The sequence below is a fragment of the Bradyrhizobium sp. IC4060 genome (genome assembly GCF_020193715.1).
GTDB classification, from domain to species: Bacteria; Pseudomonadota; Alphaproteobacteria; order Rhizobiales; family Xanthobacteraceae; genus Bradyrhizobium; species Bradyrhizobium yuanmingense.
Genome location: NZ_JADYVJ010000010.1, coordinates 16,885 through 30,164, shown reverse-complemented (window position 1 = coordinate 30,164; position 13,280 = coordinate 16,885). Strand labels below are relative to the sequence as shown.

The 13,280-nt window shown below is 66.4% G+C and carries 13 protein-coding genes and 1 pseudogene; 8 read left to right on the top strand and 6 right to left on the bottom strand.

Annotation, left to right across the window (positions count from 1 at the left end):
- Positions 1-47: 47 nt before the first annotated feature.
- Together I6F16_RS27085 and lysA are read left to right on the top strand one after the other, a co-directional pair.
- On the top strand, positions 48-341 hold the full coding sequence (locus I6F16_RS27085; protein WP_225113036.1) for a lipoprotein: 294 nt from the start codon (positions 48-50) through the stop codon (positions 339-341).
- A 23-nt stretch (positions 342-364) separates the two neighbouring features.
- Positions 365-1,630, top strand: a complete 1,266-nt coding sequence (lysA, locus tag I6F16_RS27080; RefSeq protein WP_225113037.1) for a diaminopimelate decarboxylase — start codon at positions 365-367, stop codon at positions 1,628-1,630.
- A 131-nt stretch (positions 1,631-1,761) separates the two neighbouring features.
- Here the strand turns inward: lysA and I6F16_RS27075 are convergent, their stop codons facing one another.
- Positions 1,762-2,652, bottom strand: coding sequence for an NAD(P)-dependent oxidoreductase (locus I6F16_RS27075; protein WP_225174169.1), 891 nt, complete (start codon positions 2,650-2,652; stop codon positions 1,762-1,764).
- Positions 2,653-2,876: 224 nt separating this feature from the next.
- A complete protein-coding gene (locus tag I6F16_RS27070) occupies positions 2,877-3,260 on the bottom strand; it encodes a carboxymuconolactone decarboxylase family protein (RefSeq protein ID WP_028134137.1) in 384 nt (127 codons plus the stop codon).
- A 169-nt stretch (positions 3,261-3,429) separates the two neighbouring features.
- On the opposite strand from I6F16_RS27070, the gene I6F16_RS27065 reads away from it, so the two are divergent.
- Positions 3,430-6,099 (top strand): TIGR02302 family protein, encoded by a 2,670-nt coding sequence (locus tag I6F16_RS27065; RefSeq protein WP_225174168.1) that lies wholly within the window; start codon positions 3,430-3,432, stop codon positions 6,097-6,099.
- Between the two features lie 203 nt (positions 6,100-6,302).
- On the opposite strand, the gene I6F16_RS27060 is transcribed toward I6F16_RS27065, so the two are convergent.
- Complete coding sequence (locus I6F16_RS27060; RefSeq protein WP_035996894.1) at positions 6,303-6,677, bottom strand: response regulator; 375 nt, start codon at positions 6,675-6,677, stop codon at positions 6,303-6,305.
- 36 nt (positions 6,678-6,713) lie between these two features.
- Positions 6,714-7,592, bottom strand: coding sequence for an MJ0042-type zinc finger domain-containing protein (locus tag I6F16_RS27055; RefSeq protein WP_225174167.1), 879 nt, complete (start codon positions 7,590-7,592; stop codon positions 6,714-6,716).
- 180 nt (positions 7,593-7,772) lie between these two features.
- Here I6F16_RS27055 and ftsE point away from each other — a divergent pair, with 180 nt between their 5' ends.
- Positions 7,773-8,432, top strand: coding sequence for a cell division ATP-binding protein FtsE (gene ftsE / locus I6F16_RS27050; protein ID WP_057028593.1), 660 nt, complete (start codon positions 7,773-7,775; stop codon positions 8,430-8,432).
- On the top strand, positions 8,425-9,393 hold the full coding sequence (locus I6F16_RS27045) for an ABC transporter permease (protein WP_225174166.1): 969 nt from the start codon (positions 8,425-8,427) through the stop codon (positions 9,391-9,393). Before ftsE ends, I6F16_RS27045 begins: the two co-directional genes overlap by 8 nt.
- 269 nt (positions 9,394-9,662) lie before the next feature.
- On the opposite strand, the gene I6F16_RS38235 is transcribed toward I6F16_RS27045, so the two are convergent.
- Positions 9,663-9,785: a hypothetical protein gene (locus I6F16_RS38235; protein ID WP_346656594.1), complete on the bottom strand. Its 123-nt coding sequence runs from the start codon at positions 9,783-9,785 to the stop codon at positions 9,663-9,665.
- Between I6F16_RS38235 and I6F16_RS27040 the strand changes: the two are divergent.
- Both I6F16_RS27040 and I6F16_RS27035 read left to right on the top strand, forming a co-directional pair.
- A pseudogene (locus tag I6F16_RS27040) lies at positions 9,739-10,379 on the top strand (YdcF family protein). The gene I6F16_RS38235 and the pseudogene I6F16_RS27040 overlap by 47 nt on opposite strands.
- An 11-nt stretch (positions 10,380-10,390) precedes the next feature.
- Positions 10,391-11,161, top strand: coding sequence for a lysophospholipid acyltransferase family protein (locus I6F16_RS27035; protein WP_225134267.1), 771 nt, complete (start codon positions 10,391-10,393; stop codon positions 11,159-11,161).
- A 97-nt stretch (positions 11,162-11,258) separates the two neighbouring features.
- Here I6F16_RS27035 and I6F16_RS27030 read toward each other — a convergent pair whose 3' ends face one another.
- A complete protein-coding gene (locus tag I6F16_RS27030) occupies positions 11,259-11,870 on the bottom strand; it encodes a gamma-glutamylcyclotransferase (protein ID WP_109142250.1) in 612 nt (203 codons plus the stop codon).
- Positions 11,871-11,980: 110 nt separating this feature from the next.
- Here I6F16_RS27030 and I6F16_RS27025 point away from each other — a divergent pair, with 110 nt between their 5' ends.
- Entirely contained in the window at positions 11,981-13,165 is a 1,185-nt protein-coding gene (locus tag I6F16_RS27025) for a DUF2125 domain-containing protein (protein ID WP_225174165.1), read from the top strand.
- The last annotated feature ends 115 nt before the right edge of the window (positions 13,166-13,280 follow it).

The following is a 13,280-nucleotide window of genomic DNA, read 5'->3' as shown; positions in this document are numbered from 1 at the left end:
CGCGCCAATCTCTGTATGGTGCGCCGCGCGTAGTGGGGATTTTCGTCGTGACGTCAAAGTTTCGCCCGGCCGGCTCGGGGTGGGCCATCATTGTCTTGAGCCTGACGGCGCTCGCGCTTGCAGGTTGCGGCCGCAAGGGCCCGCTGGATCTGCCGCCGACCGCCTCCAACGCCCCCGCAGCCACCGGCACCGCACCCGTCGAGCCCGAGACCGCGGCCCAGAAGGCGCCGAGCCTGTTCGAACCCACGGCCAGCGCGGATGCCGCGCCCGCGGCGGCCAAGGGCCGGAAGAAATCGTTTATTCTCGACCCGCTCCTGGACGAACCTCCCGGCAAGAAATAAGCCGGGACAACCGAGCCTGCGCCATGAACCATTTCGACTATCGCAACGGCGTGCTGCACGCCGAGGCGGTGAACCTGTCCGAGCTGGCTGCCACCGTCGGCACGCCGTTCTACTGCTATTCGACCGCAACGCTGGAGCGGCATTACCGCGTCTTCACCGAGGCCTTTGCCGGCGAGAAGGTGCTGGTCTGCTACGCCATGAAGGCGAACTCCAACCAGTCGGTGCTGCGGACGCTGGCCAAGCTCGGCGCCGGCGCCGACGTGGTTTCGGGCGGCGAGCTGAAGCGCGCTTTGGCCGCCGGCATTCCCGCCAGCAAGATCGTCTTCTCCGGCGTCGGCAAGACCGAGGCAGAGCTGCGCGCGGCGCTCGCCGCCGACATCCTCTGCCTCAACGTCGAATCCGAGCCGGAGCTCGAGCTGCTGTCGCGACTCGCGACCGAGATGGGCAAGACCGCGCGCATCTCGCTCCGCGTCAATCCCGACGTCGATGCCGGCACACATGCAAAGATCTCCACCGGCAAGTCCGAGAACAAGTTCGGCATCCCGATCGTGCATGCCCGCGAGGTCTATGCGCGCGCGGCGAAGCTGCCCGGAATCAAGGTGACCGGCACCGACGTGCATATCGGCAGCCAGATCACCGACCTGTCCGGCATGGAGACCGCGTTCCGCATCCTCTCCGAATTCGTACAGGAGCTGCGCGGCGACGGCCACGACATCAGCCACGTCGATTTCGGCGGCGGTCTCGGCATTCCCTATTACATGGATCGCGAGGCGCCGCCGGCGCCGGCCGCCTATGCCGCCATGGTCAGGCGCGTCAGCCACAATCTCGGCTGCACGCTGATGTTCGAGCCGGGCCGCATGATCGTCGGCAATGCCGGCATTCTGGTCGCCAAGGTGATCTATGTGAAGCACGGCGACGGCAAGAATTTCGTCATCATCGACGCGGCCATGAACGACCTGATCCGCCCGACACTGTACGAGGCGCATCACGACATCCTGGCGGTGAAGCAGCCCGCCAAGGGCGCCGCCACCATCAAGGCCGATGTCGTCGGCCCGGTCTGCGAGACCGGCGACTATCTTGCCCTCGACCGCACGTTGCCGACGCCCGCGCCCGGCGATCTCCTCGCCATCATGACCGCAGGCGCCTATGGCGCGGTGCAGGCCGGAACCTACAACACCCGGCCCTTGGTGCCGGAGGTGCTGGTGAAGGGCGACCAATACGCCGTGGTGCGCCCGCGCATCGAGGTGGAGCAGCTCATTGCAATGGACACGCCGGCGCCGTGGCTGTGAGGCCGCTACCAAAACCTGCAAAACAACCCCATGCACAGTAGACTGGGGGTTTCGGAATGATGCGTGGCCGTCGGGCAAAACCGCTTGAACTGTCGAGCAGATTCAGCACGACCGCGCTATTTCGCTGAACGTCAGTTTTTTCCGCCTACGATCACACCCGCTTTCTTCTCGATCGGCTTGATGGCCGCGGTGAAATCGGACTCGGCGCCTTCGGCGCGGATCACCGTTTCCCACAGCCGCCCGACCGCGTCGGCGACCTCCATCGACAGGCCGAGCTGCTTCATCTCCTCCAGCGCCAGCCGGACGTCCTTCACCATCAATCCCGTGGCGAAGCCGAAGTCGAAGGTGCGCGGCAGCACCGCGCGCGGAAACTTGTCGCGGCTCGCGGTGTTCATGCCCGAGCCGGCATTGATGACGTCGATCATCACGGCGGGATCGAGCCCGGCCTTCACGCCCATCACCACGGCTTCCGACGTCGCCACGATCGCGGTCGCCGACAGAAAATTGTTGGCCAGCTTCATGGTCTGCGCCGCGCCCGGCTTCTCGCCGATGAAGAACACCTTTCCGATCACCTCAAGCGCAGGCTTGAGCAGCGCGAACTCGGCTTTCGGGCCTGACACCATCACGGCAAGCGTGCCCTTCTCGGCGCCGCCGACGCCGCCGGAGACGGGACAGTCGATCTGCACGATGCCGCGCTCGGCGAGCAGCCCGTGAATCTTCACAGCCATTGCCGAGCCGACGGTGGAGAGATCGACGAAGCGTTTGGCGCGCCTGCCCTCGATCACGCCGTTCGCTCCCGTTGCGACGTCGAGTGAAGCCTGCAGCGAAGGCAAACTCGCCATGACGGTCTCGGCCTGGTCAGCGACGTCCTTCGGCGACGACGCGGCAAGGGCACCGCGCGCGACCAGCTTGCCGATAACCTCCTTGCGCGTGTCGAATACGACGAGCCTGTGCCCCGCCTCGATCAACCGCCGCGCCATCGGGAAACCCATGTTTCCGAGCCCGATGAATCCGATGTCCATGGTGTTTCCCTTTGGTTGTTGTTGAAAACGCGCACACCGCCCTCGATGTCGTCCCGGACAAGCGCGCCCTAAAGCGCGCGCCGGTCCGGGACTCATAACCACAGGGAGGAATCGTCGCGCAAAGGCGCCGCTCCGAGTCGTCGTAGCCACATCGTCCTGTGGCTATGGGTCCCGGGCTCGCGCTTCGCGCGCCCCGGGACGACAGTTGAGATTGGCGCTGGGTCTCACGCCTTCCCGTCGATCTCCGCGAACACTTCGCGCGCGATGCGGAAGCTGTCGACCGCGGCGGGCATGCCGCCATAGATCGCGACCTGCATCAGGATCTCGCGGATCTCCTCGCGGGTGACGCCGTTGGTCAGCGCGCCCTTCAGGTGCGCGCGAAACTCGTGCTGACGGTTGAGGATCGCGATCATAGCGATGTTGAGCATGCTGCGGGTCTTGCGCGGCAGCTCCTCGCGGCCCCACACCGTGCCCCAGCAATATTCGTTGAGCATCTCCTGGAACGGGCGGTTGAAATCGTCGACGTTCTTCAGGGCGTTGTTGACATAGGCCTCGCCCAGCACAGCTTTGCGGACTTCCAGGCCCTTGTCGTGCATCTTCTTGTCCATGGCGTTTCCTTCGTTTCCCTCGAGATTGGCGCGCGGAAATTACGGGGTTGCACCCGGCCAGTCACGTCCTCGTGTTATGCGGGAAAAGGAGGCGCTCCCGTACGGGAACGGATGCCTCAGTGCTGCCGTTGTGATAGGCTCTGCTCTACCGGGCAACCTGGAGAGTTGATTGAACGGCGTCACCCCCGAGCCGTCAGACCCGATCCGCAACGGCGATGCGCTGTCGCGGCTGAAGCTGGCGCAGGCCCTTGATCGGGCAACTTATGCCATCGCGTGGGAGCGTGCCTGGCCCAATGCGGCGCGCCTTCTGACCGTCGTCGGCCTGTTCCTGGTGGTGTCCTGGGCCGGCCTCTGGCTGGCGCTGCCGTTCACGGCCAGGGCCGTCGGTCTCGCCCTCTTCGCCGCGATCGCGGCGGCCGCCCTGTTCCCGCTGATTCGCTTCCGCTGGCCGAGCCGCGAAGAAGCGCTCGCCCGGCTCGACCGTGGCTCCGGCATCCGGCACCGCCCGGCCACCACGCTCACGGACACGCTGACCTCACAGGACCCGGTCGCGCAGGCGCTGTGGCAGGCGCAGCGCGAGCGCACGCTCGCCTCCATCAAGCGCATCCGCGCCGGTGTGCCGCAGCCCCGGCTCGCGCTTCACGACCCCTGGGCGCTGCGTGCCCTCGTGATGGTGATGCTGGTCGCGACCTTCTTTGCCGCGGGTGACGAGCGTGCGATGCGCCTTGGCGCCGCCTTCGACTGGAACGGGGTGTTGCCCCCGGCCAATGTTCGCGTCGATGCCTGGGTCACGCCGCCGCTCTACACCGGCAGGCCGCCGGTCATCCTGTCGGCCGCCAACAAGGAAGCGGCGGCGCTGCCCGCCAGCGGCCCGCTCGCCGTTCCCGCCGGCTCGACCCTGATCGTGCGCTCCTCCGGCGGCAATTTGGATGTCGCCGTCTCCGGCGGCCTCAAGGAGGTCGCCCCGGCTGAAGCCGGCCCCAAGGGAACCAACGAAAAGCATTTCGCGATTTCCGGCGACGGCACCGCGCAGGTCCGGGCGCCCTCCGGTCAGCCGCAATGGGCGTTCGCCGCCACGCCGGATCGTCCACCGACGATCGCGCTCGCGAAGGACCCGGAGCGCCAGGCGCGCGGCGCGCTCCAGCTCTCCTACAAGATCGAGGACGATTACGGCGTCACCGGCGCCGAGGCGAAATTCGCCCCGCGGCCGACCGACGCCAAAGATGGTGTCAAGGATGGCCCTAAGGATGGTCCGAAGGCCGCCGTCGGCGATGGCGACAGCAGGACGGCGCCGCGGCCGCTGTTCCAGCCGCCGAAATTCCCGCTCGCGCTGCCGAATGCGCGCACCCGCAACGGCGTCGGGCAATCCGTGAAGGATCTCAGCGAGGATCCCTATGCCGGCGCCGAGGTCACGCTGACGCTCACGGCCAAGGACGAGGCCGGCAACGAGGCCGCCAGCGAGCCGTTCAACATGCGCCTGCCCGAGCGGCTCTTCACCAAGCCGCTGGCCCGTGCATTGATCGAGCAGCGCCGCATCCTCGCGCTCGACGCCAACAAGAATTCGGACGTCTATGCCGCGCTCGACGGGCTGATGATCGCGCCCGAGATGTTCACGCCGGAGCCGGGACAATATCTCGGACTGCACAGCGTGGCCCGGCAGCTCGAAGCGGCGCGTACCGACGATGCCTTGCGCGAGGTCGTGGCGAGCCTGTGGGCGCTTGCGGTGACGATCGAGGACGGCAAGATCTCCGACGTCGAGAAGGCGTTGCGCGCGGCTCAGGAAGCGCTGAAGCAGGCGCTGGAGCGCGGCGCGAGCGACGAGGAGATCAAGAAGCTCACGCAGGATCTGCGTCAGGCGCTGAACGATTTCATGCGCCAGCTCGCCGAGCAGTTCCGCAACAACAATGACCCGCAGCAGCTGGCGCGGCCGCTCGATCCGAACACCAAGGTCCTGCGTCAGCAGGATCTGCAGAACATGATCGATCGGATGGAGCGCCTGTCGCGCTCCGGCGACAAGGATGCGGCCAAGCAGTTGCTCGACCAGCTCCAGCAGATGCTGGAAGGCCTGCAGATGGCGCAGCCGGGGCAGTCCGGCGAGAGTGACATGGAGCAGGCGCTCAATGAGCTCGGCGACATGATCCGCAAGCAGCAGCAATTGCGCGACAAGACGTTCAAGCAGGGCCAGGATTCCCGGCGCGACCGCTCGCGCGGCAAGCAGCAGCAGGGCGATCAGTCCATGTCGGAGCTGCAGCAGGACCAGCAGGGACTGCGCGATCGCCTGAAGAAGCTGCAGGACGAGCTTGCCAAGCGCGGCCTCACTCAGAAGGGGCAGAAGGGTCAGCAGGGCCAGCAGGCACAGAAGGGCCAGAAGGGTCAGCAAGGCGAGCAGGGCCAGCCCGGCCAGAACGGCGATCAGGATGGCGACCAGGGCGATGACGGCAGCCTGGATGCAGCCGACGGTGCCATGGGCGATGCCGGATCAAAGCTCGGCGAGGGTAATGCCGACGGCGCCGTGGACTCGCAGGGCAAGGCACTCGACGCCATGCGCAAGGGTGCGCAGAAGATGGCCGAGGCGATGCAGCAGGGCGATGGCGACGGCCAGGGCGACGGCCCCGGCCAGCGTGCCGGCCGGCAGCAGAGCGGCGGCAACCAGACCGATCCGCTCGGCCGGCCGCTGCATGGGCGCGAATATGGCGACGATTATACGGTCAAGATTCCCGGCGAGATCGACACGCAGCGTGTCCGCCGCATTCTCGAAGAGCTCCGCCGCCGTCTCGGCGATCCCTCGCGGCCGCAGATCGAGCTCGATTATCTCGAGCGGCTGCTGAAGGAGTTTTGAGGGACGGCTCAGTTCTCGTAGCCCGGATGAGCGCAGCGACATCCGGGGCAGTGTTCCCGCATATTAGCTGCGCTGATGCGGGCTACGATCGCGCCACAGTTTTCGTCATTGCGAGCGCAGCGAAGCAATCCAGAGTCTTTCCGCGACGGCAGTCTGGATTGCTTCGCTGCGCTCGCAATGACGATATGGGGATACCGCCGACGCTAGCCCTTCTTCGCCGCCAGCGCGTCGGCGACCGCCGTGCGGATATCGGCGACCGAGAACGGCTTGGTCACGACGTCATGCACCAGCGCGTTCAGGTTCGAGGCGCGCTCGCGCTGGTCGGCAAAGCCGGTCATCAGCAGGATGGTCAGGTCGGGAAAATCGCGCGCCGCGGAGAGCGCCAGCGCGATGCCGTCCATCACCGGCATCTGGATGTCGGTGAGCAACAGGTCGAAGGCGCCATCCTCGCGGGTCAGGATCTCCAGCGCCTCTGCGCCGTCCTGGGCGGTGACGGTCTCGTGGCCGTCCATGGCAATGGCGCGCGCCACCAGCGCGCGCATCGAATCCTCGTCGTCGGCGATCAAGATCTTCGGCATGAGACGAACCTTGGTATCAACCTCCCCTGGGGGCGATTATACGCTGCCGCCGGCAATGTCGCGCCGGTTGAAGAAACGAACGTCGATGTTGCGGCCCTCCGGCGGCGGTGAGGCCAGGCGCGAGCGGAAGAAGGCGCGCTCACCTGGCCGCAGCACGGTCTGCTCCAGCACCGTGTTCCAGGCATAGATCTCCGAGCCTTGGGCGTCGCGCACGGCAAAGCGCAGCCGCGGAATGTCGAGCGGCTTCTTGCCGTCGCCGACGATGACGCCCTCGATCACCAACACCTGTTTACCGTCCACGGTCTCGCTGGAGAGCTTGACGTCCTTGAAGGCGAGACCCCGCAAGTTCACCTCGAGCCCGACCATCTTGTAGAACGCTGCCGTCTGCGGCAGCAGCCGCACCACGTCGCCGCGCCAGAGCACCAGTGCCAGCACCAGCGCGCCCATCGCGGCGCAGGCGGTCGGCAGGCCAAGATAGGATTTGCGCGGAGCTGTGGTGGCGACCGGGCGGCTCACCCGCGCGCCGCGGCGGGGGAACAGGCTGCGGAACCAGGACTGGTGTTGCGCGCCGACGGCCTCCTCTTCGGCCTGCCGGGCCGCTGCCGACCATTCGTCCTCGGTCTCGCGGGTCTCCTCATTCGGCCAGTCGCTGGCGATCGAGGGACTATCGACGACCGGCGTATCAGTGGCGCCGTCGTCCTTGGCATAGGAGTTCCATTGTTCGGCGAGGTCGGACTGGTCGTCGGCTCGGCTGGCCGCGGCCATGGCCGGAACGGACGCCTCCTCGATGGCATCCTCGGCGTGGGCGATCCAGGTCTCCTTGCAGCGGGAGCAGCGGACCGCCCGCCCGCTCGCCCCAAGGCTCGCGAGCTTGATGGCGTAGGATGTCATACAATGGGGGCAGACGATATGCATGGACGAGCCTTGATGCATGAACGAAGGTCTTGACGATGCCACGGTCGCGGAGACCGGGCGCCCCTTATGCTACTGGGCGACCGTTAACGAACCGGAAACCATAACGGCGGCAAAACCCGTTGATCGCGTATGGCGGAGCGCCGCAAGGCGGCCCGCGCCTCCTCTCGAACGGAGCTGAGCTTGGTTCGGTTCGAAAATGTCGGATTGCGTTACGGTCTGGGGCCGGAGATTTTGCGCGACCTCACCTTCCAGATCCCCGCGCATTCCTTCCAGTTTCTCACCGGACCGTCCGGCGCCGGCAAGACGTCGCTGCTGCGCCTGTTGTTCCTGTCGCATCGACCGACGCGGGGCCTCGTCAATCTGTTCGGCCACGACATCTCGCAGCTCGGCAAGGACGAAATCGCAGACCTGCGCAAGCGCATCGGCATCGTACTCCAGGATTTTCGCCTGCTCGATCACATGACGACCTATGAGAACGTCGCGCTGCCATTCCGCGTCATGGGCCGCAGCGAGTCGAGCTACCGCAAGGAGGTGATCGATCTGTTGCGCTGGGTCGGCCTCGGCGACCGCATGGACGCGCTGCCGCCGATCCTGTCGGGCGGCGAGAAGCAGCGCGCCGCGATCGCGCGCGCCGTGATCTCGCGGCCGCAGCTGCTGCTCGCGGACGAGCCGACCGGCAGCGTCGATCCGACGCTCGGCCGCCGCCTGCTGCGACTCTTCATCGAGCTCAACAAATCAGGCACCGCCGTCATCATCGCCACCCACGACATCGGCCTGATGGACCAGTACGAGGCGCGGCGCCTGGTGCTGCACCAGGGACGGCTGCACGTCTATGAGTAGGCTGGACGAGCGCGGCGTGCTGGTCGATCTCGGGCAGGAGCGTCCGCAGCTTCCGGCCAAGGCGCGCAACATGTCGCCGATCGTGCCGCGCGCCTCGATCCACGGCAGAGCGCTGCTCGCGGTGGTCGCCATCATGACGTTCCTCGCCTCGATGGCCACGGGCACGGTGCTGCTGGTGAGTGCCTCCGCGGCCGAATGGCAGTCGGACGTCGCGAGCGAAATCACCATCCAGGTTCGCCCGCAGGCCGGCCGCGATCTCGACCGCGACACCGCCGCCGTGGCGGAAGCGATGCGCACGCAAGCCGGCATCGTCGAGGTCAAGCCGTTCACCAGGGACGAGAGCGGCAAGCTGCTCGAGCCCTGGCTCGGCACCGGCCTGTCGATGGACGATCTGCCGGTGCCGCGCATGATCATCGCGCGCGTGCAGCCGGGCACGCCGCTCGATCTCGGCGCCTTGCGCGCGCGCGTGGCGCAGGTCGCGCCGGGCGCCAGCGTCGACGATCACCGCGCCTGGATCGAGCGCATGCGCCTGATGACGAACGCCACCGTGCTGGCCGGCCTCGGCATCCTCGCGCTCGTCATCGTCGCAACCATCATCTCGGTGTCGTTCGCGACGCGCGGCGCAATGGCGGCGAACCGTCCGATCGTCGAGGTCCTGCATTTCGTTGGCGCCGGCGACCGCTACATCGCCAACCACTTCCTGCGTCATTTCCTCAGGCTGGGCCTGGAGGGCGGCGTGATCGGCGGCGGTGCCGCCATGCTGATGTTCGGCTTCTCCGAGTCCATCGCAGGCTGGTTTTCCGGGACTCCCGTCGGCGACCAGTTCGCCGCGCTGCTCGGCACCTTCTCGCTGCGCCCCTCCGGCTACATCGTGCTCGCGGTTCAGGCCGTCCTGATCGGCGCCATTACCGCAGTCGCCTCGCGCCAAACGCTGTTCGCGACATTGAACGATGTTGATTGAGTTTCTTTTCTTCCCTTCTCCCCTTGTGGGAGAAGGTGGCGCGAAGCGCCGGATGAGGGGTTCTGTCCACGCGTACAAATGTCGAGGTGAATGCGCGGAGAGAACCCCTCACCCGTCTCGCCGCTTTCGCCATAGCCGATGCAAAGCATCGGCGTTCTTAAGAACGGCGGCCGGCGGCCGCCTATGCCACCCTCTCCCACAAGGGGAGAGGGTGAAGAAACCGGACTCCACTTCGCCTCAAAACGTCATAAAATTAGATCGGGAAGGGATCACCGACATCGCATGAGCTCGCCGACCGACGATCGATCGCCGAAACTGCCGCGCGGCTGGCTGCGCGCGGCAATCGTGTCGACGATCGCGCTCGCCTTCGTCGGCGCGGCGGCGGGCTTCATTGCGTTCCTGGCGCAATTGCGCGGGGCCGAGAAAGTACCCGATCGCAAGGCGGACGGCATCGTGGTCCTGACCGGCGGCTCCTCGCGGGTATCGGACGCGATGGAGCTGCTGGCTGCCGGCTACGGCAGGCGGCTCCTGATTTCCGGCGTGCATCCGACCTCGACGGCGAACGACATCTCCCGCACCTTGCCGGAGAATCAGTCCTTCATGACCTGCTGCGTCGACCTCGACCGCACCGCGCTCTCGACCCGCGGCAACGCCGCGGAGGCGCGGCGCTGGGCCGAGGGGCGCCGGTTTACGTCTCTGATCGTGGTCACCTCGAACTATCACATGCCGCGCGCGCTGGTGGAATTCTCGCATGCGATGCCGCGGACGACGCTGATCCCGTTCGCGGTGGTCGGCGAAAAATGGCGCGAGGAGCCGTGGTGGATCTCAGGCTCGACGCTGCGGCTGCTCCTGTCCGAATACGTCAAGTACGTTGCGGCCGAGCTCAGGGTGCGGCTGGAGGATTTCGGGTTGACCTTTGGCCTGAGATGTCGGAGCAGCCTGCAGGTCAGCAACCGAAGCGGCCCGCCACCGCGCAGGCCAATTGATCGGACCATCGATGTTCCTGATTTTCCTGCGATCGCTCGTGTTCAACGTGCTGTTCTACGCCGTGCTGGTTTGTCTGGCGATCGTTGCGCTGCCGACCTTTGCATTGCCGCCGCGCGCCATGCTGACGGTGGCGCAATGGTGGGCCAAGGCCACGCTGGTCCTGATGCGCCTGGTCTGCAACATCAAGGTGGAATTCCGCGGGGTGGAGAAGATCCCGACAGGACCGCTGCTGATCGTGGCCAAGCATCAGTCGTTCTGGGAGACTTTCGTGCTGCCGGGCTTTTTCAATCGCCCGATCTTCATCCTCAAGCGCCAGCTGATGCAGATCCCGGTGTTCGGCCAGTTCCTGGTCAAGACCGGGATGATCGCGATCGACCGCAATGCCGGCGTGAAGGCGCTGCTCGATATGACGCGGCGCGCGCGCGAGGCGGTGCGCAGTGGAAAGCAGCTCGTGATCTTTCCGGAAGGCACGCGCCGTGCGCCGGGCGCGCCGCCCGATTACAAGACCGGTTTTGCGCAGATCTATTCCTCCTGCGGCGTGCCGTGCCTGCCGATCGCGCTCAATTCCGGCCTGTTCTGGCCGCGCCGCACCTTCATGCGCTACCCGGGCACGCTGGTGGTCGAGTTTCTCGAACCGTTGCCGCCGGGCCTGCCGAAGGACGAGTTTCTCGCACGCGTGCAAGCGGCGATCGAGGACGCGACCGCCCGGCTCGTCGAAGCAGGACGGAAGGAGCAGGAGCAGTTGATCGGCTCGGCGCCGAGCTACGCGCCGACCGGCTAAAGCGCGATGAGATTGGGATGAATCTTCATCGCGCTCTAGGTTGTTGTTTACGCATGATCTTTCCGGAAAACCGCTTCGCACTTTTCCGGGTCATGCTTTAGCGGCTTTCCCGATCCTGGTCCCGAGCCGCCGCGTGCAGGGAATGCGCATCACCATGCAGCATCAATGCAAGCTGATGCAGCTGCGTGTCGCGAAAGCCTTCGGCCTCGATCGCCTTCACCGTCGCGGTGACGTAGTCGCGGTTGGCGCCGGACTGGCCGTGGCCCTGGACGACATGGCGGTGCTGCTCGGCGAGCGAGAGGCGGCCGGCATATTGCACATGACCGCGGTCGACGACGTAGGCGAGCGCGGCGACGCGCTGGCGTGCATCGTTCTCCAGCCACACCGAGCGCATCACCTCGCGATAGACCGAGGTGACCTGCTCGCGTGCGCGCAAATAGGCGACCACTTCGGCACGGTTCTTCTCGGCGACACGGAAGGCGATGCCGCGGCAGGCGCCGCCGCGGTCGAGTCCGAGCACCAGGCCCGGCTTCTCCGGCGTGCCGCGATGCACGAAGGAATAGACGCAGAGCGCGCGATGCTCGCCGACCAGCCGCGCCGGGACGCGCTCCTCGAAATCGAAGCCCGGCCGCCACATCAGCGAGCCGTAGCCGAACACCCAGAGGTCGCCCTTGGCTGTGGTGACGGAGGGGAGGGTGATTTCGGACATTTCGGGGACGGCTACCAGAACCCTGCGCCCAAGCGAAGCGATTTCTGCGCCTTTCGTCGCAGGCCCGCCCCGCTTACATTTGCCTGAATCTGGCGTCAAAGGGTCGCCGCATGTCCAATATGACCGTTGCCACTGGCCGCCGCTCCCGCTGGGGCCTTTTCATTGCCCCCGTTCTCGTCCTGGTCCTCGCCGTCGGCTGGACCTGCTTCTGGTTCTATGCGGCGTGGCAGGCCGAAATCGTCGCCGACGCCTGGCGGGCGCAGGAGGCCAAGGCCGGCCGCATCTATGATTGTGCCAAGCGCTCGATCGCCGGCTTCCCGTTCCGCTTCGAGGTCCAGTGCTCCGGCGCCAGCGTCGCCCTGGTCTCGCAGAACGCGAGCAAGACGCCGTTCACGGCCAAGCTCGACAACATCCTGGTCGTGGCCCAGGTCTACGACCCCAAGCGCATCATCGCCGAATTCGCAGCGCCCGCCACGCTGATCGACGGCATTACGCAAAACACCTTCACCGTGAATTGGAGCAAGGGCCGCGCCAGTGTGGCGGGTCTGCCGGCTGTGCCGGATCGCGCTTCCATCGTGTTCGACGACCCCAGCCTCAACCGTCTCGATGGCAGCGTGCAGGTGCCGCTTGCGCGCGCCAAGCAGGTCGAGCTGCACGGGCGCCTTGCCGATGGCTCGCCGGCCGATCATCCGGTGATCGAGACCGTGCTCCATGTCGCGCAGGGCAGCATCCAGGGCGTGCATCCGCTGCTCTCCGAGCCGTTCGAGGCGGACACCCGCGCCAAGATCACCGGCCTCTCCGACCTCACGCCCAAACCGTGGCCGCAGCGCTTCCGCGAGATCCAGGCCGCCGGCGGTCACATCGAGATCGTGCAGTCGCGCATTCAGCAGGGCGAGATGATCGCGGTCGCGGCCGGCACGCTCGGCCTGTCGCCCAACGGCCGACTCGACGGCGAATTGCAGATGACGGTGACCGGCCTCGAGCGCGTGATCCCGGCGCTCGGCATCGAGAAGATGCTGGAGGAGGGCGTGCCGCAGGCCACGCTGGACCGCGTTGTGCCGGGCGTGAAGTCGCAGGACCTCAACAATCTGTTCGGCGCGCTCGACCGCGCCGTGCCGGGCCTCGGCAAGGTCATCAAGCAGAACGCCAATGCCGGCGTTGCCGCCGGCATCAATTCGATCGGTACCGAGAGCACGCTGGAAGGCAAGAAAGCGCGGAGCTTCCCGCTGAAATTCGTCGACGGTGCCGTGCTGCTCGGCCCGGTCAAGGTCGGCCAGATCCCGCCGCTGTATTAGTTGGCTCCCGTAGCCCGGATGGAGCGCAGCGCAATCCGGGGTGCTTGATCACAGCTGGCACTGTCCCGGATTACGCTTGTGCTCCATCCGGGCTACGCAGCTTTGTCCGGGCTAC